21 protein-coding genes and 1 tRNA gene are annotated in these 21,425 nt (G+C 73.5%); 12 read left to right on the top strand and 10 right to left on the bottom strand.

The window, feature by feature from the left end; translation table 11 throughout:
* The coding region (locus ABEB07_RS15985; protein ID WP_345668930.1) for a DUF3662 domain-containing protein at window positions 1-464 on the bottom strand (464 nt) is incomplete at its 3' end.
* Window positions 452-574, bottom strand: a complete 123-nt coding sequence (locus tag ABEB07_RS15980; RefSeq protein ID WP_275404943.1) for a hypothetical protein — start codon at window positions 572-574, stop codon at window positions 452-454. The genes ABEB07_RS15980 and ABEB07_RS15985, both read right to left, overlap by 13 nt.
* 634 nt (window positions 575-1,208) lie before the next feature.
* On the opposite strand from ABEB07_RS15980, the gene ABEB07_RS15975 reads away from it, so the two are divergent.
* A tRNA-Leu gene (locus ABEB07_RS15975) sits at window positions 1,209-1,292 on the top strand.
* A gap of 179 nt (window positions 1,293-1,471) precedes the next feature.
* Here the strand turns inward: ABEB07_RS15975 and ABEB07_RS15970 are convergent.
* Window positions 1,472-2,347, bottom strand: coding sequence for a carbohydrate-binding protein (locus tag ABEB07_RS15970; RefSeq protein ID WP_345668929.1), 876 nt, complete (start codon window positions 2,345-2,347; stop codon window positions 1,472-1,474).
* Window positions 2,348-2,871: 524 nt separating this feature from the next.
* Here ABEB07_RS15970 and ABEB07_RS15965 point away from each other — a divergent pair.
* The 3 genes from ABEB07_RS15965 to ABEB07_RS15955 all read left to right on the top strand — a co-directional run bounded on the left by ABEB07_RS15965 (window position 2,872) and on the right by ABEB07_RS15955 (window position 5,867).
* Window positions 2,872-4,329 (top strand): DUF2252 domain-containing protein, encoded by a 1,458-nt coding sequence (locus ABEB07_RS15965; protein ID WP_345668928.1) that lies wholly within the window; start codon window positions 2,872-2,874, stop codon window positions 4,327-4,329.
* A 142-nt stretch (window positions 4,330-4,471) separates the two neighbouring features.
* The gene (locus ABEB07_RS15960; RefSeq protein ID WP_345668926.1) at window positions 4,472-5,338 is read left to right on the top strand and encodes a hypothetical protein; all 867 of its coding nucleotides are present in this window, start codon (window positions 4,472-4,474) and stop codon (window positions 5,336-5,338) included.
* A 199-nt stretch (window positions 5,339-5,537) separates the two neighbouring features.
* Window positions 5,538-5,867, top strand: a complete 330-nt coding sequence (locus tag ABEB07_RS15955) for a rhodanese-like domain-containing protein (RefSeq protein WP_345668943.1) — start codon at window positions 5,538-5,540, stop codon at window positions 5,865-5,867.
* 71 nt (window positions 5,868-5,938) lie between these two features.
* On the opposite strand, the gene ABEB07_RS15950 is transcribed toward ABEB07_RS15955, so the two are convergent.
* From ABEB07_RS15950 to paaA, 5 genes are read right to left on the bottom strand one after another with little or no spacing between them, the layout of a single operon-like run.
* Complete coding sequence (locus tag ABEB07_RS15950) at window positions 5,939-7,003, bottom strand: 2Fe-2S iron-sulfur cluster-binding protein (protein WP_345668925.1); 1,065 nt, start codon at window positions 7,001-7,003, stop codon at window positions 5,939-5,941.
* Complete coding sequence (gene paaD / locus ABEB07_RS15945; protein ID WP_345668924.1) at window positions 7,003-7,533, bottom strand: 1,2-phenylacetyl-CoA epoxidase subunit PaaD; 531 nt, start codon at window positions 7,531-7,533, stop codon at window positions 7,003-7,005. Before paaD ends, ABEB07_RS15950 begins: the two co-directional genes overlap by 1 nt.
* Window positions 7,527-8,255, bottom strand: a complete 729-nt coding sequence (gene paaC, locus ABEB07_RS15940; protein WP_345668923.1) for a 1,2-phenylacetyl-CoA epoxidase subunit PaaC — start codon at window positions 8,253-8,255, stop codon at window positions 7,527-7,529. Before paaC ends, paaD begins: the two co-directional genes overlap by 7 nt.
* Window positions 8,252-8,539: a 1,2-phenylacetyl-CoA epoxidase subunit PaaB gene (gene paaB, locus ABEB07_RS15935; protein WP_019981267.1), complete on the bottom strand. Its 288-nt coding sequence runs from the start codon at window positions 8,537-8,539 to the stop codon at window positions 8,252-8,254. Before paaB ends, paaC begins: the two co-directional genes overlap by 4 nt.
* Window positions 8,536-9,570, bottom strand: coding sequence for a 1,2-phenylacetyl-CoA epoxidase subunit PaaA (paaA, locus tag ABEB07_RS15930; RefSeq protein WP_345668922.1), 1,035 nt, complete (start codon window positions 9,568-9,570; stop codon window positions 8,536-8,538). The genes paaB and paaA overlap by 4 nt, the downstream gene beginning before the upstream one ends.
* A gap of 521 nt (window positions 9,571-10,091) precedes the next feature.
* On the opposite strand from paaA, the gene ABEB07_RS15925 reads away from it, so the two are divergent.
* Genes ABEB07_RS15925 through ABEB07_RS15915 form a run of 3 tightly spaced genes read left to right on the top strand, consistent with a single transcriptional unit; the run spans window position 10,092 to window position 13,011 of the window.
* Window positions 10,092-11,057, top strand: a complete 966-nt coding sequence (locus tag ABEB07_RS15925) for a DUF5819 family protein (protein WP_345668920.1) — start codon at window positions 10,092-10,094, stop codon at window positions 11,055-11,057.
* Entirely contained in the window at window positions 11,054-12,265 is a 1,212-nt protein-coding gene (locus tag ABEB07_RS15920; RefSeq protein ID WP_345668918.1) for an HTTM domain-containing protein, read from the top strand. The genes ABEB07_RS15925 and ABEB07_RS15920 overlap by 4 nt, the downstream gene beginning before the upstream one ends.
* Window positions 12,262-13,011 carry a TrmH family RNA methyltransferase gene (locus ABEB07_RS15915; RefSeq protein ID WP_345668917.1) on the top strand — a complete coding sequence of 250 codons (750 nt, stop codon included), beginning with the start codon at window positions 12,262-12,264 and terminating at the stop codon, window positions 13,009-13,011. Before ABEB07_RS15920 ends, ABEB07_RS15915 begins: the two co-directional genes overlap by 4 nt.
* A gap of 9 nt (window positions 13,012-13,020) precedes the next feature.
* Here ABEB07_RS15915 and paaN read toward each other — a convergent pair whose 3' ends face one another.
* On the bottom strand, window positions 13,021-14,715 hold the full coding sequence (gene paaN, locus ABEB07_RS15910) for a phenylacetic acid degradation protein PaaN (protein WP_345668916.1): 1,695 nt from the start codon (window positions 14,713-14,715) through the stop codon (window positions 13,021-13,023).
* A gap of 193 nt (window positions 14,716-14,908) precedes the next feature.
* Between paaN and ABEB07_RS15905 the strand changes: the two genes are divergently transcribed.
* Together ABEB07_RS15905 and ABEB07_RS15900 are read left to right on the top strand one after the other, a co-directional pair.
* Window positions 14,909-16,423: a 3-hydroxyacyl-CoA dehydrogenase gene (locus tag ABEB07_RS15905; protein ID WP_345668915.1), complete on the top strand. Its 1,515-nt coding sequence runs from the start codon at window positions 14,909-14,911 to the stop codon at window positions 16,421-16,423.
* A complete protein-coding gene (locus ABEB07_RS15900) occupies window positions 16,420-17,010 on the top strand; it encodes a TetR/AcrR family transcriptional regulator (RefSeq protein ID WP_164584993.1) in 591 nt (196 codons plus the stop codon). The genes ABEB07_RS15905 and ABEB07_RS15900 overlap by 4 nt, the downstream gene beginning before the upstream one ends.
* Window positions 17,011-17,029: 19 nt before the next feature.
* Here the strand turns inward: ABEB07_RS15900 and ABEB07_RS15895 are convergent, their stop codons facing one another.
* Window positions 17,030-17,512, bottom strand: a complete 483-nt coding sequence (locus tag ABEB07_RS15895) for an Lrp/AsnC family transcriptional regulator (protein ID WP_164584998.1) — start codon at window positions 17,510-17,512, stop codon at window positions 17,030-17,032.
* Window positions 17,513-17,703: 191 nt separating this feature from the next.
* Here ABEB07_RS15895 and pdhA point away from each other — a divergent pair, with 191 nt between their 5' ends.
* The 3 genes from pdhA to ABEB07_RS39190 are packed head-to-tail and all read left to right on the top strand — an operon-like array spanning window position 17,704 to window position 21,268.
* Window positions 17,704-18,843 (top strand): pyruvate dehydrogenase (acetyl-transferring) E1 component subunit alpha, encoded by a 1,140-nt coding sequence (pdhA, locus tag ABEB07_RS15890; protein ID WP_345668914.1) that lies wholly within the window; start codon window positions 17,704-17,706, stop codon window positions 18,841-18,843.
* Window positions 18,840-19,844, top strand: coding sequence for an alpha-ketoacid dehydrogenase subunit beta (locus tag ABEB07_RS15885; RefSeq protein WP_345668913.1), 1,005 nt, complete (start codon window positions 18,840-18,842; stop codon window positions 19,842-19,844). Before pdhA ends, ABEB07_RS15885 begins: the two co-directional genes overlap by 4 nt.
* Window positions 19,844-21,268: a dihydrolipoamide acetyltransferase family protein gene (locus ABEB07_RS39190; protein WP_425589009.1), complete on the top strand. Its 1,425-nt coding sequence runs from the start codon at window positions 19,844-19,846 to the stop codon at window positions 21,266-21,268. Before ABEB07_RS15885 ends, ABEB07_RS39190 begins: the two co-directional genes overlap by 1 nt.
* Window positions 21,269-21,425: the final 157 nt, after the last annotated feature.

Raw genomic sequence — 21,425 nt, 5'->3', positions numbered from 1 at the left:
TAGCCGTAGCCGCCGGGGGCGGCCGGCCGCGCGAGCGCGGCGGGCGGCTGGGCCGGCGCGGGGCCGCCCTGCGGCGCCTGCTGGTCGCTGGAGGAGGCCAGGGTGCGGCTGCGCACCCGGTACAGGCCGGTGTCCAGGTCGTCGGCCTTCTCCAGGTGGACCTTGATCGGTCCCATGAAGGTGTAGCGCTGCTGCTTGGCGTAGTCGCGCACCATGCCGGCCAGTTCGTCGCCGAGCTGGCCGGAGTAGGGGCTCAGGCGCTCGTAGTCGGGCGCGCTCAGCTCCACGATGAAGTCGTTGGGCACGACGGTGCGGTCGCGGTTCCAGATGGTCGCGTTGTTGTCGCACTCGCGCTGGAGCGCGCCCGCGATCTCCACGGGCTGGACCTCGGACTTGAAGACCTTGGCGAAGGTGCCGTTGACCAGACCTTCGAGACGCTGCTCGAACTTCTTCAGGACTCCCATGGGGCACCTCCTCCGTGGTGGCCGTACCTGCGGTTCTTGCCGGTGTTGCGGGTCTTGCCGTCGTGCTGCTGCGTCCTGCTTACCTGGTACTGCTTACTGATCGTATCCACGCGCCGGTCGATCGGCTGGTTCCCCCTGTCGGCCCCGTCGACGGTCGTCGACGCCTCCCGCACCGTGCTGCGGGAGCTGTCTTTCGAGGTTCCCTGCGGAGCCCGTCGCCGAACTCCTTCGCGTACCGCCGTGCCGTACGCCCGTGCCGTGCCTGCGTGCCGTGCCTCTGCGTCGTGCTTCCGTGTCGTACTTCTGCCCAGGATCGTACGGGCGGCCGCAGACCAGTGTCCCGCACCCGGCTGTGGTCCCGTCCCGGCTCCGGGGAAGACGGGCCCGACCGGTACGAGGTTGATACGTGAACGGACACTCACCGATACGGAACGGGAGCTTCCTGTGGCTTTCTGTGGATCAGCGTGGACCGGCATGGACCGGCATGGACCGGCATGGACCGGCGTGGACCGGCATGGACCGGCGTGGACCGGCGTGGACCGGCGTGGACCGGCGTGGCGGGCGGGGCGTGCGCGGGCGCGCCGGGCGGCCGGCCGGTGTGCGCGGCCGGTCGGCCGGGGCGGGGAGCCGCAGGCCCGCACCGGGAAAGCGATGTGAATCCACCCTGGGGGGCGTGCTAATGTTCTGCATGTCGGAAGGCGCCGGGCCCGAAAAAAGGGAACGGAGCCGGAGGACACACCCAATGCGCGGGTGGCGGAATAGGCAGACGCGCTGGATTCAGGTTCCAGTGCCCGAAAGGGCGTGGGGGTTCAACTCCCCCCTCGCGCACAGCGACGGAAAGGTCGGCATCGTCAGACGATGCCGACCTTTCCGCTTTAAGTTGATTTGAGACTGACGCTGACGGCCTTTCGGCCGGACCTCGCGTCCGACCTGAATGTGATGAGCCTCTCAGTGGGACGGTGTGGTGCGGGCGGGCGTCATTCGGGCCGGGATCAATCGGGCGAGGGTCATTCGCGGCGCCACAGGGCGGGGACGTTGGGCGGCTCCCAGCCGGTCATGGACGTGTGGGCCTGGACACAGCGGTAGGCGACGCCGCTGTAGGTGACCCGGTCGCCGGCGGCGTAGGAGCGGCCGGCGGCCCAGGTTCCGGACGGCGGGTCGGTGGGCGGGTCGGTCGGACCGCCGGGGCCCGGCGTCCCGACGACGTTCAGGACGAAGTCGAAGGTGCCCTCCTTGCCGCCGCCCGCTCCGCGCACGTTCATCAGCAGCGTCGCGTCGAAGAGGGAGTCGGTGGTGTTGCGCGGCTCACCCGGGAAGTACAGCTGGGTCGTGAGGACGGGCTGTCCGGGCGCCTGGGCCTTGACGTGGAGGTGCCGGGTACGGCCCGGGTAGAGGCCCGGCACGATCGTGGTCAGCGAGAACGCGCCCTTGGCGTCCGTGAACTGGTGGCCGCGCAGGGTGTATCCGGCCATGTCGTAGTTCCCGGCGTCGTCGGCCTGCCAGAAGTCCAGCAGGACTCCGGCCAGCGGGACGCAGGTGCGGCCGAAGACGTAGCCGCTGACGGTGAGCGGAGTGCCGGTGGTGCCGGCCGTCACCAGGTTGGTGCGCAGCGGGGAGTTCGGCTTGAAGTAGGGGCCCTCGATCTGGTCGTGCGTCGGGCCGTCGCCGTCGTCGCAGGCCGGCGTCGCGGGCAGCGAACGCCCCTGGACGGCGGAGTCCCGGGCGAGCGCCACCGTGCCCGAGAGCAGCGGGAGCGCGGCGCCGGCGGCCACGGCGGCCCGGAGCAGGGTCTTGCGGCTGATCGTGCGCTCGGTGGACTCGGCTCCGGGGTGAGCGGCCGGAGTCGGGCCGGGGGTCGGGTCGTCGCGACGGGGTGGTGTCATGGCGGGTTCCTCGGTCTCCTCGGTGGGGGAAGGGGTGGGGGGGGGTGCGGTGGGGAGAGGGACGGGGCTTGCCTGACGGGCGGGTGGTGCGGGCCGTACTGGTGTGACCGGCGTGACCGGCGTGACCGGTGTGACCGGTGTGACCGGTGTGACCGGCGTGAGCGGTGGGGCGAGGGGGCGGGGCCTGTGTGGCTGATGTGGTCCGGCTGCTGCGTGGGCGTGGCCGTGGGGCCGGAGCGCGCCCGCCCCGCGGGGCGGGCGATGAGTGTGGGCGGTGCGCGCTCCGGGGCTGATCGCGGACGACTGTATGCGTGCGGACGAGCGCGGTGGAGCTACCGTTCGGCCCCCCTGCCCGGCGTTATGCAAAGCGCTCGCGTGCCGTCGCGCGGGGCGGCACGAGGGGGTGGCGCGGGGCCGACGCGGAGGCGGCCGGGTTTTGGGGCGGGGCCGGTGTACGCGTCCGGGGGCCCGCTGTACGGTCGGCGCGTTGACGTGACATGCACGGGTCGGGGAGGGCGGTCGGGATGACCGAGGTCGGGGCGGGACAGGGCGGCGCGGCGGGGGCCGCGGACGGGGACGCGGGGGCGGCCGGCCGGGGCGCACGGGTGCCTCGGGTGCCGGGGTTCGCGCGGTGGCCCGGCGGGGGGTCGCCGAAGGCGGAGGGCAAGGCGCTGCGGGAGCGCGTCGCGCGGTCCGCGCACGCCAGCTTCGCGCCGGACGCCGGACGGCCGGACGCGGTCGCGGCCGTCGAGGAGTCCAATCACGGCCGGCTCCCCGAGCTGACGCCGATCCGGGTCGGCCGGATGGCGGCGACGCCGTTCGCCTTCCTGCGCGGCTCGGCGGGCCTGATGGGGTACGACCTCGCCCGCACCCCGATGACCGGGATCGGCGCCCAGCTGTGCGGCGACGCCCACGCGGCCAACTTCGGCCTCTACGGCGACGCCCGCGGCGGACTGGTGATCGACCTGAACGACTTCGACGAGACGGCGCACGGCCCCTGGGAGTGGGACCTGAAGCGGCTCGCCGCCTCGCTCGTGCTCGCCGGCCGGGAGGCGGGCTGCGACGAGGACCGGTGCCGCGAGGCCGCCCAGGACGCGGTGGGCGCCTACCGGCGCACCATGCGGCTCCTGGCCAAGCTCCCGGTGCTGGACGCCTGGAACGCCATCGCCGACGAGGAACTCGTCTCCCACACCGACGCCCACGACCTGCTCGGCACCCTGGAACGGGTCTCGGAGAAGGCCCGGGCCAACACCAGCGGACGGTTCGCCGCCAAGTCGACCGAGCGGACCGAGGACGGCGGGCGCCGCTTCGTCGCCGCCCCGCCGGTGCTGCGGCGGGTACCGGACGCGGAGGCCGCGGCGGTGGCGGCCTCGCTGGAGCAGTACCTCGCCACGCTCTCCGAGGACCGGCTCCCGCTGCTGGCCCGGCACGCGGTGCACGACGTCGCCTTCCGGGTGGTCGGCACGGGCAGCGTGGGCACCCGGTCCTACGTCGTGCTGCTGCTGGACCACCGCGGCGAGCCGCTGGTGCTCCAGGTGAAGGAGGCCAGGGCGTCGGCGCTGCTGCCGCACCTGGCGACCGCCGGCTTCCCGGCGCCCGGGGCGGGGCACGAGGGACGGCGCGTGGTGCTCGGCCAGAAGAGCATGCAGGTGGTCAGCGACATCCTGCTCGGCTGGACGACGGTGGACGGACGTCCTTACCAGGTACGGCAGTTCCGCAACCGCAAGGGCAGCGTCGACCCGGCCGCCCTGCCCGCCGACCAGATCGACGACTACGGCCGGATGACCGGCGCGCTCCTGGCCCGCGCCCACGCCCACAGCGCCGACCCGCGCCTGATCTCCGGCTACTGCGGCAAGAACACGGAACTGGACGAGGCGGTCGCCGCGTTCGCCGTCGCCTACGCCGACCACACCGAGGCGGACCACGCCCAGCTGGTCACGGCGGTGCGCTCCGGCAGGCTCGCCGCGGAGATGGGGGTTTAGGGGGGAGTTCGGGAGCGTCGGGGAGCATCGGGGGTATCGAAGGGCTCTGGGCGGGGGCGGGGAGGGAGTGCGGGGCGCGGGGGAGCGGCCGGGGCGGGGCGGTTCGGGTGGGGGCGCTGCCGCCGTGGCCTACGCTGGTCGGGTGACGACCCCGGAAGCAGAGCAGGGCGACGTCGCCGGAACGGCCCGGGCGACGTCCGGCGACACGGCGGCCCGGCCCGAGGAGCGGCTGGAGCGGGCCGTACGGGCCGCCGAGCAGGCCCTCATCGAGTACGAGATCGCGGTGGAGACCTTCCGGGTGGAGGTCGAGAACTTCTCCCGGCTCCACGAGCAGCGGCTCGGCCCCCTCTACGCCCGTATCGAGGAGCTGGACGTCCAGCTCGCCGAGGCCAGGGCGGCGCGCACCGGCGACCCCGAGGACCTGCGCACGGCCCAGGAGGCCCGGGCGAGGCTGCTGCCCATCCCGGGCGTCGAGGAACTGCTGCACGGCTGGATGGACTCCGACGGTCTCTTCCCGGAGGCCGCCGCGATGCTCACCGAGCAGCCGGTACGGCCCCCGCAGCGGGTGCGCCCGAGCGAGGAGGCCCGCGGCCTCTACCGCGACCTGGTCCGCAAGGCCCACCCCGACCTCGCGCAGGAGGAGGACGAGCGCCAACGGCGCGAGGAGTTCCTCACCCGCGTCAACGCCGCCTACGCCCGCGGCGACGAGCAGGAGCTGCGGGAACTGGCCGCGGAGTGGGCCGCAGGCCCAGTGCCCGCGGCCCAGCAGCCCAGCCGCGCCGAGGAGCTGTACGCCCGGCTGGAGTGGCTGTCCCGGCGCAAGGAGATGCTGACGGTCGTCGCCGGGCAGCTGGAGGACAGCGCGATCGCCGCGATGCTCCGGCTGGCCCCCGACGACCCCGACCGTCTCCTCGACGAGATCGCCGGGCAACTGCGCGACGACGTGACGTCACGCGAGTCGCAGCTGGCGGCCCTGCTGAGTCAGGGCCAGGGCCAGGGCCAGGATTAAGGGCAGGGGCAGGGGCAGGGGCAGGACTGAGCGTCCCTGCTGGGAGCGGGGGCAGGGCCGGTGGGGCCTGGTGAGTCTGGGCCGGCGGGGCTCGCTGGGCCTGGGCCGGTGGTCGGTCCTCGGCCTGACCACGGACCTCCTGTCCTTCGGGTAGCGCTGTCCTTCGGGTAGCGTCGGAGCCATGCATTTCGGAGCTGGTGTGCCCACGGTCGAGGTCGCGGACCTCAAGGACGACGACTTCCTGCTGGACGTCCGTGAGGACGACGAGTGGCAGGCGGGTCACGCCGAGGGAGCGCTGCACATCCCCATCAGCGACTTCGTGGCCCGCTACGGCGAGCTGACCGAGGCCGCGCCCCAGGACGGCCGCGTCCATGTGATCTGCCGCTCCGGCGGACGCTCGGCGCAGGTCACGAACTACCTGGTCCAGCAGGGCATCGACGCGGTGAACGTCGACGGCGGCATGCAGGTCTGGGCGGCCGCCGGCCGTCCGGTGGTGACGGACGAGGGCCGGCCGGGCCACGTTCTCTGACGGCTGCGGACGGGTGCGTCCGGCCCGGCGGACCGCCGCCTGCCGTGTGGTGCGGCGCGGTTCGGCGTGGTTCAGCGGTCGAAGTCCAGTTCCACCGCCTCCGTGGCCGGGTGGGACTGGCAGGCCAGCACGTACCCCGCCTCCGTCTCCTCCGGCTCCAGCGCGAAGTTGCGGTCCATCCGCACCTCGCCCGTCACCAGGAAGGCCCGGCAGGTGCCGCACACGCCGCCCTTGCAGGCATAGGGCGCGTCGGGACGGTTGCGCAGGACGGTCTCCAGCAGGGTCTCCCCGTCCTGAACGGGCCAGGTGCCGCCTCGGCCGTCGAGCCGGATCGTGACGGTGCTGTGCGCGGGGGCGGCGGCCACCGGCTCGGCTCCGCTGCCGGCGGCCACATGGAAGATCTCCTGGTGGATCCGGGACCTGTCCACCCCGAGCCCATGCAGCGCCCGCTCGGTCCCCTGCACCAGCCCATAGGGCCCGCACAGGAACCATCCCGCCACGTCCGGCACCGGCAGCAGCGCAGGCAGCAGGTGCGTCAGCCGCTCCTCGTCGAGCCGTCCCGACGGCAGCCCCGCCTGTTGCTCCTCCCGTGAGAGCACCGTCACCAGCTGGAACCGCTGCGGATAGCGGTCCTTCAGATCGGCGACCTCTTCGAGGAACATCGTCGAGGCGGTCGTACGGTCGCCGCGTATCAGGCAGAAGCGGGCCGCCGGTTCCCGGGCCAGCAGGGTGGCGGCGACGGACAGCACCGGGGTGACGCCGCTGCCGCCGACGACCGCGGCGTACAGACCGGGCGCGGGCTGGAGCGTGAAGCGGCCCGCCGGGGTCATCACCTCCAGCTCGTCGCCGACGTTGATCTTCTTGAACGCGTACGTCGAGAAGGCGCCGCCCTCCACCAGCCGCACGCCGACCCGCAGCGTCCGGGGTCCCTCGCCGTCGGGATGGGGGGCCGGTGAGCAGATCGAGTACGTCCGCCGCACGTCGATGCCGTCGACCACGCGCCGCAGGGTGAGGTGCTGGCCCGGGGCGTGCCGGTACTCCTCGCGCAGTTCGGGCGGCACCGTCAGGGTCAGGGCGACGGAGTCGTCGGTGAGCCGGTCGACGGCCGTCACGGACAACGGGTGGAAGCGGGCCATCACACCTCCTTGAAGTGGTCGAACGGTTCACGGCAGGCCAGGCAGCGCCACAGCGCCTTGCAGGCGGTGGAGGAGAACCGGCTGAGCAGTTCGGTGTCGGCCGAGCCGCAGTGCGGGCAGTCGACGGACTCGGTCCGCGCCTGCCGTGTCCTGGTCGGTCCGAGTTCCAGCGGGACCGGCTCGGCGGCCGTGCGCATCCGGGGGGGCGCTATGCCGAACTCCCGTAGTTTGCGGCGTCCTTCGGCGGTGATGTCGTCCGTCGACCAGGCGGGCGAGAGCACCGTGCGCACGGCGATCTCCCGCATGCCGTGCTCGCGCAGCACCCGCTCTATGTCCAGCGCCATCGCCTCGACCGCCGGACATCCGGTGTAGGTGGGGGTCAGCTCGACCTCGACCGCGTCCGCGCCGCGCAGGCGCACCGCGCGGACCACGCCCAGCTCCGCCAGGGTGAGCACGGGCAGTTCGGGGTCGGGCACCGAGCCGGCCAGCCTCAGTAGTTCCGTCTCCAGCGGGGTCGTCGCGGTCACCATGACGCGCCCGGGTGGCTGCGGTGCAGGTGCTGCATCTCGGCGAGCATCCGGCCGAACGGCTCGGTGTGCAGGCCCTGTCGGCCGGCGCCCGCCGACCAGGCCCCGGTCCGCGGGCCCTCGGGCGGTGCGAGGGTGGCCCGGCGCAGCACGTCGCTGACGGAGTCCAGCCAGTCCCTCTCCAGGGAGGCCTGGTCGACGTCCAGGCCCGCCACCGGCTGGAACATCTCGCCGGTGAACCGCCACAGCGCCTCGCAGGCCCGGCGCATCCGCTCGTGGCTGACGTCGGTGCCGTCGCCGAGCCGCAGCGTCCACTGCTCGGCGTGGTCGCGGTGGTAGGCGACCTCTTTGACCGCCTTGCCGGCCAGCGGCGCGAACTCGCTCTCCGACGCGGCCAGTCGCGCGTACAGCAGGTGCTGGTAGGTGGAGAAGTAGAGCTGGCGGGCGATGGTGTGCGCGAAGTCGCCGTTCGGCTGCTCGACCAGCTGGAGGTTGGTGAAGGCGCGCTCCTCGCGCAGGTACGCCAGTTCGTCCTCGTCCCCGGCCATCGACAGCAGGACGCGGGCCTGGCCCAGCAGGTCGAGGGCGATGTTGGCGAGGGCGACCTCCTCCTCCAGCACGGGCGCGTGACCGGCCCATTCCCCCAGCCGGTGGGAGAGCACCAGGGCGTCGTCGCCGAGGGCGAGGGCGGCGGTCGCGGAGACGGTCACCGGGGTCGCGGTCACAGGTGCTTCACCCCTTCCGGGATCTCGTAGAAGGTCGGGTGGCGGTAGGGCTTGTCGGCGGCCGGCTCGAAGAAGGGGTCCTTCTCGTCCGGGGAGGAGGCGGTGATCGCCGCGGACGGCACCACCCAGATCGAGACGCCCTCGCCGCGCCGGGTGTACAGGTCGCGGGCGTTGCGCAGGGCCAGCTCCGCGTCCGGGGCGTGCAGGCTGCCGGCGTGGGTGTGGGACAGTCCGCGCCGGGAGCGGACGAAGACCTCCCACAGGGGCCAGTCGGTGTCGGTCATGCCTGCTCCACTCCCGTCGGACCGGTGTGCTTCCCGGTGTGCTTGGCCGCGTGCTTGGCGGCATGGGCGGCGGCCGCCTCCCGTACCCAGGCGCCCTCGTCGTGGGCGCGGCGGCGCTGGGTCAGCCGCTGTTCGTTGCACGGCCCGTTGCCCTTGAGGACGTCCCAGAACTCGGTCCAGTCGATGGCGCCGAAGTCGTGCCGGCCGTGCTCCTCGTTCCACTTCAGGTCCGGGTCGGGCAGGGTGAGGCCGAGGGACTCGGCCTGCGGGACGCAGATGTCGACGAAGCGCTGACGCAGCTCGTCGTTCGAGTGGCGCTTGATCTTCCAGGCCATCGACTGCGCGGAGTGCTGGGAGGCGTCGTCGGGCGGACCGAACATCATCAGCGACGGCCACCACCAGCGGTCCACCGCGTCCTGCGCCATCGCGTGCTGCTCGGGCGTGCCCCGGCTCAGGGCGAGCAGCAGCTCGTAGCCCTGCCGCTGGTGGAAGGACTCCTCCTTGCAGACGCGGACCATCGCCCGCGCGTACGGGCCGTAGGAGCAGCGGCACAGGGGGACCTGGTTGGTGATCGCGGCGCCGTCCACCAGCCAGCCGATGGCGCCCACGTCGGCCCAGGTCAGCGTCGGGTAGTTGAAGATCGACGAGTACTTCTGCCGGCCGCTGTGCAGCTTGTCGAGCAGTTCGTCCCGGCTGACGCCCAGGGTCTCGGCCGCGCTGTACAGGTACAGGCCGTGGCCCGCCTCGTCCTGGACCTTGGCCATGAGGATGGCCTTGCGGCGCAGCGAGGGCGCGCGCGTGATCCAGTTGGCCTCCGGCTGCATGCCGATGATCTCGGAGTGGGCGTGCTGGGCGATCTGCCGGACCAGCGTCGCCCGGTAGGCGTCGGGCATCCAGTCCCTGGGCTCGACGCGCTCGTCGGCGGCCACCGCGGCGTCGAAGGCACGCTGCCGGGCGTCGCCGTCCGGGTCGGCGTGCGGTGCGCCGTACGCCGGGGCGCCGGCTGTCCGGTGCGCGGCTGCTGTCGCCATGCGGTCCCCCTTGACCTCTGCTTGGCTGCTTGGCCTCTGTCTTGTCCTGCGTGTTCTGCGTATGTCCTGCGTGTCCTGCGGCCCGACCGATCGTTCGGTTCGGCGGATTCCATGGTGCGGCTCGTCGCCGTAGGGTGTCAACCGCTGTGGAAAACCGTGGGCGCGTCCTGTGGACACAGCGCGGAACGTCTGCTGAGGCCGCCGCGTGCGGCCGCCGCCGGGCCGGACGGGCGGCCGCCGCCGGGCCGGACGGGCGGCCGACGCCGCGCCGCCCGGCGCCCTGCTCCGGCGGCGTACGGGTGAACGGACACAGAGCGGTACGAATCGCGGTCGCCGCCGGACGGGCCCGTCGAGCGGGGCTGTGCCGGGCGGCCCGGCGTGAGTACCGTTCCGTGCGGCGCCCGGGAACGGCGCCCCCGGACGGTGCGGGCGGCGCGCCGGATCGGGGCATGCCGCCGCATCCCGCGGGTGTCGGGCGGACGCGGGGCGGGAAGTCGGACCTGGATCGGGGAGCGGGCGGAATGGACGCGCAGGAGAGGGGCTCGAACGGCCCGGGCGGGCGGTACGGGCCCGACCGGGGCGACGAGCCCCGTGGGGCCCATGGGGTCACCGGGGCCACGGAGGCCGACGCGGCCGTGGGGCGGGACACGCAACCCGCCGGGGCCGCCGCCGTACCGGGCCCCCGCGCGGAGGCCGTACCCGAGCCCGGCGCGGAGGCCGTGTCCGGCGTCGAGCCTCCCGCCCGCGCCGTGCCCGGGGCCGCCGGTTCCGGCGCGGAGGGCGCTCGCGGCGCGGAGACCGGGGACGAGCCCGGCGCGGGGGTAGGGGACGAGACCGTTCGCGGCGGTGTCGCCGCGCTCTCCCTGCCCTACCGGGTCGGCGCCGCGCTGGCGTTCGCCGTCGTCGCGGTGGTCGCCTGTGTGCACCTGGCCATGGTGTTCCTGTACGTCACGCCGTCGAACACGGTGACGAGGCAGTACGGCAAGAACGTCGACGGGTGGATCTACCCGGAGTTCGAGCAGAACTGGAAGCTGTTCGCGCCCAACCCGCTCCAGCAGAACATGGGCGTCCAGGTGCGCGCCGAGACCCGCGGCGCGGACGGCGGCTACCGCACCACCGGCTGGTACGACCTGTCCGCCGAGGACGGCCGGGCCATCGACGCCAACCCGGTGCCCAGCCACACGCAGCAGAACGAGCTGCGCCGCGCCTTCGACTTCTACGCGTCCACGCACGACGGCGACAACCGCTCCACGGGGCTGCGCGGCACCCTGGCCGAGCAGTACCTGCGCCGCATCGTCGTCCTGCGCCTCGGCCGTGACCAGGCGGCCGGGCCGGACGGCGTCCTCCAGCGCGTCCAGGTCCGCCTCCGCACCACCAACGTGCCCGCCCCCCGATGGAGCACGGAGAAAGTGTCGACCTCGCCCACGTACCGCATGCTGCCCTGGTGGACCGTCCCGGCCGACGAGGCCCGGGGAGGTGTGCGGTGAACGGCGTCGCGCTCTCCGTCTCACGGGGCGTCGCCCGGGTCACCGACACGGCCCTCGCCCCCTACCAGTCGGCCGTCATACGCATCGGCTTCTCGGCGACCTGGCTGCTGTTCCTGCTGCGCGAGCTGCCGCACCGCCAGGAGCTGTACGGGCCCGACGGCCCGTGGAGCTGGAACCTCGCCCACCAGCTGGTCGCCGACAACAACGCCTTCACCGCATTGCTGTGGTTCCGCGGCCAGTTCTGGTTCGAGACGGTCTACGCCCTGGCCGCGGTCTCCAGCCTGCTGCTGTTGCTGGGCTGGCGCACCCGCACGATGTCCGTGCTCTTCCTGGTCGGCGTGCTCTCGCTGCAGAACCGCAGCGTCTTCGTGGGCGACGGCGGCGACAACGTCCTCCACCTCATGTCGATCTACCTGGTGTTCACCCGCTGTGGCCGGGTGTGGTCGCTGGACGCGCGCCGGGCCGTGCGCGAGCGGGCGGCACGCGCGCGTGGCGAGCGGCTGCCCGACCGGGTCGGCCCCGCCCTGTGGAGCGTGCTCGGCGTGGCGCTGGCCGGGATCGCGGCGACGGGGCGGTCGGACGGCGAATGGTTCGTGCCCATGCTGCTGTGGGCGGTGTGGCTCGGGCTGGGCCTGTACTGGCTGGTCGGACAGCATGTCGAGACCGCCGAGCCGCGGGTGCTGCTCGACGCCGTCGCCAACATCCTGCACAACGGGGCCCTGCTGGTGATCGCGGCCGAGGCGTGCCTGATCTACGCGACGGCCGGCTGGTACAAGATCCAGGGGTCGCGCTGGCAGGACGGCACCGCCGTGTACTACCCGCTCCACCTGGACTACTTCTCGCCCTGGCCGGCGCTGGGCGACCTGCTGTCCGCCAGCGGCGTGATGGTGATGCTCGTGACGTACGGGACGGTGATCGTACAGGTCGCCTTCCCGTTCACCCTGTTCAACCGGCGGGTCAAGAACGTCCTGCTGGTGGCGATGATGACCGAGCACGCGGTGATCGCGGTCGTGCTGGGCCTGCCGTTCTTCTCGCTGGCGATGATCGCGACGGACGCGGTCTTCCTGTCGACCTCGTTCCTGCTGCGGCTGGGCGGACTCGCGGCACGCGCGGGTGCCCGGCTGCCCTGGCCGCGGGGCCGCCCGGAGCCGGCCGGACCGCGCGGCCCCGAGGAGGACGGGCCGGCCCGCGTAGGCTTCCCGGCATGACCGACCCCGTACGCGACTGGCACCGGCTCGCCGACACCGCCGTGCTGCTCGACGGCTTCCACGCCCTCAAGCACGCGCTGCGCTTCGGCGCCGAGGTGCCCGTCGCGGTCGCCGTCGACCGACGGGCGGCGCTCGCCCTTGCCGACGAGCTGGCCCCGGACGTACGGGACACCCTGGACGCGCTGCTGACCGAGGTGGAGCGGGACGCGTACGCCGCTCTGGTGCCGCGCCCGCATCCCACCGCCGTGGCCGCGCTCGCCGTACGGCCCTCCCGCGCGGCGGGCCTCGCGGCGCTGGCGCGCACGTCCCGCAGCGCACCGGTCGTCGTTCTGGACCAGCCCCGCAACCTCGGCAACGCGGGCGCGGTGATCCGGCTGGCCGCCGGTTTCGGGGTGACCGGGGTGGTCACCACGGGCACCCTCGACCCCTGGCATCCGACGGTGGTGCGCGGCGGGGCGGGGCTGCACTTCGCGACCACCGTGGAGCGGCTGACCGTGGCCGAGCTGCCGGAGGGGCCGCTGTTCGCGCTCGATCCGGAGGGCGAGGACATCCGCGGGCTGAAGCTGCCCGACGACGCCGTGCTCGCCTTCGGCTCCGAGCGCAGCGGGCTCTCCGCCGAGCTGCGGGAGCGGACCGACCACCTGGTGGCCCTGCCGATGCGCCCCCAGGTCTCCAGTTACAACCTCGCCACCAGTGTGGCCATGACGCTGTACCACTGGAGTGCCACCGGGGGCGCGCCCGCGTGAGGGGCGGCCTCACGCCTCCCGGCGGACCTCCACCGTCCGGAAGCGGTCGGCCACGAACGCCGCGTCGCACAGGGCCGCGTTGGCCGCGGGGTTGCCGCCCGAGCCGTGGAAGTCGGAGAAGGCGGCCGTCTGGTTGACGTACACCCCGCCGGTGAGGTTCAGGGACAGCTGGGCGGCCTCCTCCAGGCAGACCTCCTCCACGGCCCGCTCGACCTCCTCGTCCATCGTGTAGGCGCCCACGGTCATCGCGCCCTTCTCGCGGACGGTGCGGCGCAGCAGCTCCACCGCGTCGGCGGCCGAGTCGACCGCGACGGCGAAGGAGACCGGGCCGAAGCACTCGCTCATGTAGGCGGCCTCGGCGTCCGGCTTGGCGCCGTCCAGCTTCACGATCACCGGGGTGCGGACGACCGCGTCGGGGAAGTCCGGGTGGGTGATCTCGCGGGAGGCGAGGGCGACCTCGCCGAGGGCCGAGGCGGCCTCCAGACGGGCCTTGACGTCCGGGTTGACGATCGCGCCGAGCAGGGCGTTGGCGCGCGCGTCGTCGCCGAGCAGCCCGTCGACCGCCTGGGCGAGGTCGGCGGTCACCTCGTCGAAGGACTTGTGGCCCTGGTCGGTGCGGATGCCGTCGCGGGGGATCAGCAGGTTCTGCGGGGTGGTGCACATCTGGCCGCTGTACAGGGACAGCGAGAAGGCCAGGTTGGCGAGCATGCCCTTGTAGTCGCCGGCCGACTCGACGACGACCGTGTTGACGCCGGCCTTCTCGGTGTAGACCCGCGCCTGGCGGGCGTTGGCCTCCAGCCAGTCGCCGAAGGCCGTGGAACCGGTGTAGTCGATGATCCGGATCTCGAGACGGGTGGCCAGGGTCTTGGCGATGCCCTCGCCCGGCCTCTCGGCGGCCAGCGCGACCAGGTTCGGGTCGTGGCCGGCCTCGGCGAGCACCTCGCGGGCCACCCGCACGGTGAGCGCGAGCGGCAGCACCGCGCGCGGGTGCGGCTTGACCAGGACCGCGTTGCCGGTGGCCAGGGAGGCGAACAGGCCCGGGTAGCCGTTCCAGGTCGGGAAGGTGTTGCAGCCGATCATCAGCGCGATGCCCCTGGGGACCGCGGTGAAGCGCTTGGTGAGGGTGAGCGGGTCCCGCTTGCCCTGGGGCTTGGACCACTCGGCCGTCCCGGGGGTGCGCACCTGCTCCGCGTACGCGTACGCCACCGCCTCCAGGCCGCGGTCCTGGGCGTGCGGGCCGCCCGCCTGGAACGCCATCATGAAGGCCTGGCCGGAGGTGTGCATGACCGCGTGCGCGAACTCGTGCGTCCGGTCGCTGATCCGCTTGAGGATCTCCAGGCAGACCGCGGCGCGCGCCTCGGGGCCCGCGTCCCGCCACGCCCGCTGTCCGGCCTTCATGGCGGGCAGCAGCACGTCCAGGTCCGCGTGCGGGTAGGTCACGCCCAGTTCGACGCCGTAGGGCGAGACCTCGCCGCCGACCCAGTCGTCCGTGCCGGGCTGGCCGAGGTCGAACCGGGAGCCCAGCAGGGCGTCGAAGGCCGCCTTGCCGGCGGCCGCGTCCAGGCTGCCGTGCTCCCCGTAGGCCTTGGGGTGCTCGGGGTGGGGGGACCAGTACGCGCGCGTGCGGATGGCTTCCAGCGCCTGGTCGAGCGTGGGCCGGTGCCGGGCGATGAGGGCGTGCGCGGTCGGTTCGGCGGTGGCCATGCGGGACCAACTCCTTGTCTCGAGAGCTCCTCGTCGAGCTCATGACCTGGCGGAAACATGGGCGGCGACAGCCGGTCAGGGTTAGAGTAACCGAACGATCGGTCGGGACAAGGGGGTCGGCCGCATCTGTGGAAAAGTCGGGCCAGGGGGTCCGCCGCGTCTGTGGAAAACCCCGTGCGGGAGGATCGCGCACATGACAGCACTCGACCTCAGCAGCCCGGTGGCCGTCGTCGGCACCGGCACCATGGGCCAGGGCATAGCCCAGGTCGCGCTGGTCGCGGGCCATCCCGTACGCCTGTACGACGCCGTGCCCGGGCGGGCCGGACAGGCGGCCGCCGCGATCGGCGCCCGGCTCGACCGGCTCGTCGAGAAGGACCGCCTCACCGCCGCCGACCGGGACGCGGCCCGCGCCCGGCTCAGGCCCGCCGACGACCTCGCCGAACTGGCCGACTGCGCCCTGGTCGTCGAGGCCGTGCTGGAACGGCTGGACGTCAAACAGGATCTGTTCAAGGCGGTGGAGGGCGTCGTCGCCGACGACTGCCTGCTCGCCACCAACACCTCCTCCCTGTCGGTGACCGCCATCGGCGGCGCGCTGCGCAACCCCGGCCGCCTGGTGGGCCTGCACTTCTTCAACCCGGCTCCGCTGCTGCCGCTGGTGGAGGTCGTCTCCGGGTTCGCCACCGACGTCACCTCGGCCACGCGCGCGTACGAGACGGCCCGCGCCTGGGGCAAGACGCCGGTCGCCTGCGCCGACACCCCCGGCTTCATCGTCAACCGCATCGCCCGCCCCTTCTACGCCGAGGCGTTCGCCGTCCTGGAGTCCCAGGCCGCCGACCCGGCCACCATCGACGCGGTCCTGCGCGAGTCCGGCGGGTTCCGGATGGGCGCCTTCGAGCTGACCGACCTGATCGGGCAGGACGTCAACGAGTCCGTCACGCACTCCGTGTGGCAGTCCTTCTTCCAGGACGTGCGCTTCACGCCCTCGCTCGCCCAGCGGCGGCTGGTCGAGTCCGGCCGGCTCGGCCACAAGAGCGGGCACGGCTGGTACGACTACGGCGACGGCGCCGAGCGCCCCGAGCCGCACACCGCCGAGAAGGAGCGGCCGCCCGCCTACGTCGTCGTGGAGGGCGACCTCGGCCCGGCGGCCGAGCTGACCGCGCTGATCCGCGAGGCGGGCATCACCGTCCGCGAGGAGGAAGAGGACCACGGCACCCGCCTGGTGCTGCCCGGCGGCGGCCAGCTGGTCCTCGCCGACGGACAGACCTCCGGCGAGTTCCGCGACGTCGTCTACTTCGACCTGGCCCTCGACTACCGCCGGGCCACCCGCGTCGCCCTGTCCGCCTCCCAGGACACCGCCCCCAGGACGCTGGCGGAGGCCATCGGCCTCTTCCAGGCGCTCGGCAAGGACGTCAGCGTCATCGGCGACGTCCCCGGCATGATCGTCGCCCGCACGGTCGCCCGCGTAGTCGACCTGGCGCACGACGCCGTCGCCAAGGGCGCGGCCACCGAGGAGGACGTCGACACGGCGATGCGCCTGGGCGTCAACTACCCCCTCGGCCCGTTCGAATGGAGCCGCAGGCTCGGCCGGTCCTGGGCCTACGACCTGCTGGACGACCTGCACCTGCGCGACCCCTCGGGGCGCTACGCGCCGTCCCTGGCGCTGTACCGGCACGCGTACGCCGGCGAGAAGCGGGAGGGCGCCTCATGACCACCGCCAGACGCGACACGTACACCCCGGAGACGCTGCTCTCGGTGGCCGTGCGGGTCTTCAACGAGCGCGGCTACGACGGCACCTCCATGGAGCACCTGTCCAAGGCGGCCGGCATCTCCAAGTCGTCCATCTACCATCATGTGGCCGGCAAGGAGGAGTTGCTGCGCCGGGCGGTCACGCGGGCGCTGGACGGCCTCTTCGGGATCCTGGAGGAGGAGCACGCGCGCGTGGGCCGCGCCGCCGAGCGCCTGGAGTACGTCGTGCGGCGCATGGTCGAGGTGCTGCTGGCCGAACTGCCGTACGTGACGCTGCTGCTGCGGGTGCGCGGCAACACCGCGACGGAGCGGTGGGCGCTGGAGCGGCGGCGCGAGTTCGACCACAGGGTGGCCGAACTGCTGAAGGCGGCGGCCGCCGAGGGCGACGTGCGCGGCGACGTGGAGGTGCGGCTCGCCACCCGGCTCGTCTTCGGGATGATCAACTCCATCGTGGAGTGGTACCGGCCGGACGGACGCGGCTCCAGCGCGCGGGAAGTGCGCGACGCGGTGGTCCGGCTGGTCTTCGGCGGCCTGCGCAAGGAAGCCTGAGGCGGCGCGGGGCCCCGGCTCACCCCTGGGGTTCCAGGTCCTCCTCCTCGAACACCAGCAGCGTGCGCGTGCTGAGCACCTCGGGGATCGCCTGGAGCCGGGTGAGCACCACCTCGCGCAGCGCCCGGTTGTCGGGCATGTGCACGAGCAGCAGCACGTCGAAGTCGCCGCCCACCAGGGCGATGTGCGAGGCGCCGGGCAGCAGGCGCAGCTGCTCGCGCACCGTGCGCCAGGAGTTCTGCACGATCGTCAGCGTGATGTACGCGGAGGTGCCCTGCCCCGCCCGTTCGTGGTCGACGCGCGCGCCGAAGCCCCGGATGACGCCGTCCTCGATGAGGCGGTTGATGCGGGCGTAGGCGTTGGCGCGCGAGACGTGGGTCCGCTCGGCGACCGACCGTATCGAGGCACGGCCGTCCGTCTGGAGCATCCGCAGGATGTCCTGGTCGATGGCGTCCAGCGGGCGCGCCGGCGGCAGGGCGGCGCCGTCCGGCCCGTCGGCCATTTGTTCAGGTGCCATGTCCCCCCGCCTCTCCGCCATGGACGTACTGCGCCCATCCCATGCTGTGGAGAACCGTTTGTCCACAGCCTGGGGCCGCCTGTAGCCAAAATGCGTCGGCGACCGAACAATCGGTAGGTGAGACGGGTCACAGCCGACCCGCCTCCCGTAGCCACTCCCACGAGGAGGTGCCCGCCATGACGGTCATGGAGCAGCGGGGTGCGTACCGGCCATCGCCGCCGCCCGCCTGGCAGCCCCGTACCGACCCCGCGCCGCTGCTGCCCGACGCGGAGCCCTACCGCGTCCTGGGGACGGAGGCGGCCGCGAAGGCCGATCCGGAGCTGCTCGGCCGTCTGTACGAGCAGCTCGTGCTGGGCCGCCGGTACAACACGCAGGCGACCGCCCTCACCAAGCAGGGCCGGCTCGCCGTCTACCCCTCCAGCACCGGTCAGGAGGCCTGCGAGGTCGCCGCCGCGCTCGCCCTCCAGGACCGCGACTGGCTCTTCCCCAGCTACCGCGACACGCTGGCCGCCGTGGCCCGCGGCGTGGACCCCGTCCACGCCCTCACCCTGCTGCGCGGCGACTGGCACACCGGCTACGACCCCGCCGAGCACCGGGTCGCCCCGCTGTCCACACCGCTCGCCACCCAGCTGCCGCACGCCGTCGGGCTCGCGCACGCCGCCCGTCTCAAGGGCGACGACGTGGTCGCGCTGGCGATGGTCGGCGACGGCGGCACCAGCGAGGGCGACTTCCACGAGGCGCTCAACTTCGCCGCCGTCTGGCAGGCCCCGGTCGTCTTCCTCGTGCAGAACAACGGCTTCGCGATCTCCGTCCCGCTCGCCAAGCAGACCGCCGCGCCGTCCCTGGCCCACAAGGCCGTCGGGTACGGCATGCCGGGCCGCCTGGTCGACGGCAACGACGCCGCCGCCGTCCACGAGGTGCTCACCGACGCCGTACGGCACGCGCGCGCGGGAGGCGGCCCGACCCTGGTCGAGGCCGTGACGTACCGCATCGACGCCCACACCAACGCCGACGACGCCACCCGCTACCGCGGCGACGCCGAGGTGGAGGCGTGGCGCGCCCACGATCCGGTGCTGCTGCTGGAACGTGAGCTGACCGGGCGCGGCCTGCTCGACGAGGACGGCGTCGCGGCCGTCCGCCAGAGCGCCGAGACCATGGCCGCGCGGCTGCGCGAGCGCATGAACCAAGATCCGGCGCTCGACCCCATGGACCTCTTCGCCCACGTCTACGCCGAGCCCACCGCCCAGCTGCGCGAGCAGCGGGAGCTGCTGGCGGCCGAGCTGGCGGCCGAGGCCGAGGAGGGCACGGCCCGATGACCACCGTCGCGCTCAAGCCGGCCACCATGGCCCAGGCCCTCACGCGCGCCCTGCGCGACGCACTGGCCGACGACCCGGCCGTGCACGTCATGGGCGAGGACGTCGGCACCCTGGGCGGAGTCTTCCGGGTCACCGACGGCCTCGCCCAGGAGTTCGGCGAGGACCGCTGCACCGACACGCCGCTGGCCGAGGCCGGCATCCTCGGCACCGCCGTCGGCATGGCGATGTACGGACTGCGCCCGGTCGTCGAGATGCAGTTCGACGCCTTCGCCTACCCGGCGTTCGAACAGCTCGCCAGCCATGTGGCCAAGATGCGCAACCGCACGCGCGGGAAGACACCGCTGCCGATCACCGTCCGCATCCCCTACGGCGGCGGCATCGGCGGCGTCGAGCACCACAGCGACTCCTCCGAGGCGTACTACATGGCGACTCCGGGGCTCCATGTCGTCACGCCCGCCACCGTCGCCGACGCCTACGGGCTGCTGCGCGCCGCCATCGCCTCCGACGACCCGGTCGTCTTCCTCGAACCCAAACGGCTGTACTGGTCGAAGGACTCCTGGAACCCCGAAGAGCCGACGGCCGTGGAGCCGATCGGCCGCGCGGTGGTGCGGCGCGCCGGCCGCAGCGCCACGCTGATCACCTACGGCCCGTCGGTGCCCGTCTGCCTGGAGGCCGCCGAGGCGGCCCGGGCCGAGGGCTGGGACCTGGAGGTCGTGGACCTGCGCTCGCTGGTGCCGTTCGACGACGAGACGGTGTGCGCGTCGGTACGGCGCACCGGGCGCGCCGTCGTCGTGCACGAGTCGGGCGGCTTCGGCGGGCCCGGCGGGGAGATCGCGGCACGGGTCACCGAGCGCTGCTTCCACCACCTGGAGGCGCCGGTGCTGCGGGTGGCCGGGTTCGACATCCCCTACCCGCCGCCGATGCTGGAGCGGCACCACCTGCCCGGTATCGACCGCATCCTGGACGCCGTGGCGCGTCTGCAGTGGGAGGCCGAGGGCTGATGGCACAGGTGCTGGAGTTCAAGCTGCCCGACCTCGGGGAGGGGCTCACCGAGGCGGAGATCGTCCGCTGGCTGGTCGAGGTGGGCGACGTCGTCGCGATCGACCAGCCGGTCGTCGAGGTCGAGACGGCCAAGGCGATGGTCGAGGTGCCCTGTCCCTACGGCGGCGTCGTCACGGCCCGCTTCGGCGAGGAGGGGACCGAACTGCCCGTGGGCGCGCCGCTGCTGACGGTCGCGGTCGGCGAATCGTCCGGACCGGCCGCCGAGGGCGGCGACGAGGGCTCCGGCTCCGGGAACGTCCTGGTCGGCTACGGCACGGGGGCGCCTCCGGCGCGGCGGCGCAGGGTGCGGCCGACGAACGGGGCCGGCGCGTCTTCCGGACCTTCCGTACCTGCCGTGGCCGGTGCGTCCGGTGCGCTGCGGGGTGCGGGGGCGGTGGACGGTGCGAGGGTCCTGGACGGTGTGGCGCTCGCGGACGGCGGGGCGGTCTCCGGCGGGACGGCGCGTGCCGGTGCCGTACCGGATGCGGGGAGTGGGCCGGCGGTGGCCGGCGGTCCCGTTCCCGTCATCTCCCCGCTCGTGCGGCGGCTCGCCCGGGAGAACGGCGTGGACCTGCGGCGGTTGCCGGGCTCCGGGCCCGAGGGACTGATCCTGCGCGCGGACGTGGAGAGCGCGATCGAGCGCGGTGCGCGGCGCACCGAGGCGGCGCCGGCCCCGTCGTCCGCTGCCGTGGCCGACGGCGTCCGCATCCCGCTCAAGGGCGTGCGGGGAGCCGTCGCGGACAAGCTGTCCCGCAGCCGCCGCGAGATCCCCGACGCGACCTGCTGGGTGGACGCCGACGCGACGGAGCTGATGCGCGCCCGTACGGCCATGAACGCGGCCGGCGGCCCGAAGATCTCCCTGCTCGCGCTGCTCGCCCGGATCTGCACGGCGGCGCTCGCCCGCTACCCCGAGCTGAACTCCACGGTGGACATGGCGGCCAGGGAGGTCGTCCGGCTCGACCAGGTCCACCTGGGGTTCGCCGCGCAGACCGAGCGCGGGCTCGTCGTCCCGGTGGTGCGGGACGCGCACGCGCGGGACGCCGAATCGCTGACCGCCGAGTTCGCTCGGCTGACCGAGGCGGCCCGGACCGGCGCGCTCACACCAGGGGAACTGACCGGTGGGACCTTCACGTTGAACAACTACGGGGTGTTCGGCGTCGACGGCTCGACGCCGATCATCAACCATCCCGAGGCCGCGATGCTCGGCGTCGGCCGCATCGTCCCCAAGCCGTGGGTGCACGAGGGCGAGCTGGCGGTGCGGCAGGTCGTCCAGCTCTCGCTGACCTTCGACCACCGGGTGTGCGACGGCGGCGCGGCGGGCGGCTTCCTGCGGTACGTGGCCGACTGCGTCGAGCGGCCGACGGTGCTGCTGCGCACCTTGTGAGCACGCGGTCGTGCCCGCGTGCACCCCGCGCGCGGGCGGGTCGCATACTCGTGGGGTGACCGCCTACGCGTCTCCCGGCCCCACCGGAACCTCGGGCCCGCCCGAGAACGTCGGCGCGCGTCGGGCCGGCGGCGCGCAACCGGCCCCTGGGACGCGC

Source organism: Streptomyces similanensis (assembly GCF_039543625.1).
Taxonomy (GTDB): Bacteria; Actinomycetota; Actinomycetes; order Streptomycetales; family Streptomycetaceae; genus Streptomyces; species Streptomyces similanensis.
The sequence above is the reverse complement of the archived record's forward strand: the minus strand, read 5'-3'. Positions and strand labels throughout refer to the sequence as shown.

Excerpts from the sequence above, each read along its gene's own strand:
- ABEB07_RS15970 (WP_345668929.1), bottom strand. The coding sequence starts at position 2,347 with ATGACACCACCCCGTCGCGACGACCCGACCCCCGGCCCGACTCCGGCC.
- ABEB07_RS15965 (WP_345668928.1), top strand. The coding sequence starts at position 2,872 with ATGACCGAGGTCGGGGCGGGACAGGGCGGCGCGGCGGGGGCCGCGGAC.
- ABEB07_RS15950 (WP_345668925.1), bottom strand. The coding sequence starts at position 7,003 with ATGGCCCGCTTCCACCCGTTGTCCGTGACGGCCGTCGACCGGCTCACC.
- paaD (WP_345668924.1), bottom strand. The coding sequence starts at position 7,533 with ATGGTGACCGCGACGACCCCGCTGGAGACGGAACTACTGAGGCTGGCC.
- paaB (WP_019981267.1), bottom strand. The coding sequence starts at position 8,539 with ATGACCGACACCGACTGGCCCCTGTGGGAGGTCTTCGTCCGCTCCCGG.
- paaA (WP_345668922.1), bottom strand. The coding sequence starts at position 9,570 with ATGGCGACAGCAGCCGCGCACCGGACAGCCGGCGCCCCGGCGTACGGC.
- ABEB07_RS15925 (WP_345668920.1), top strand. The coding sequence starts at position 10,092 with ATGGACGCGCAGGAGAGGGGCTCGAACGGCCCGGGCGGGCGGTACGGG.
- ABEB07_RS15915 (WP_345668917.1), top strand. The coding sequence starts at position 12,262 with ATGACCGACCCCGTACGCGACTGGCACCGGCTCGCCGACACCGCCGTG.
- paaN (WP_345668916.1), bottom strand. The coding sequence starts at position 14,715 with ATGGCCACCGCCGAACCGACCGCGCACGCCCTCATCGCCCGGCACCGG.
- ABEB07_RS15905 (WP_345668915.1), top strand. The coding sequence starts at position 14,909 with ATGACAGCACTCGACCTCAGCAGCCCGGTGGCCGTCGTCGGCACCGGC.
- ABEB07_RS15900 (WP_164584993.1), top strand. The coding sequence starts at position 16,420 with ATGACCACCGCCAGACGCGACACGTACACCCCGGAGACGCTGCTCTCG.
- ABEB07_RS15895 (WP_164584998.1), bottom strand. The coding sequence starts at position 17,512 with ATGGCCGACGGGCCGGACGGCGCCGCCCTGCCGCCGGCGCGCCCGCTG.
- pdhA (WP_345668914.1), top strand. The coding sequence starts at position 17,704 with ATGACGGTCATGGAGCAGCGGGGTGCGTACCGGCCATCGCCGCCGCCC.
- ABEB07_RS15885 (WP_345668913.1), top strand. The coding sequence starts at position 18,840 with ATGACCACCGTCGCGCTCAAGCCGGCCACCATGGCCCAGGCCCTCACG.
- ABEB07_RS39190 (WP_425589009.1), top strand. The coding sequence starts at position 19,844 with ATGGCACAGGTGCTGGAGTTCAAGCTGCCCGACCTCGGGGAGGGGCTC.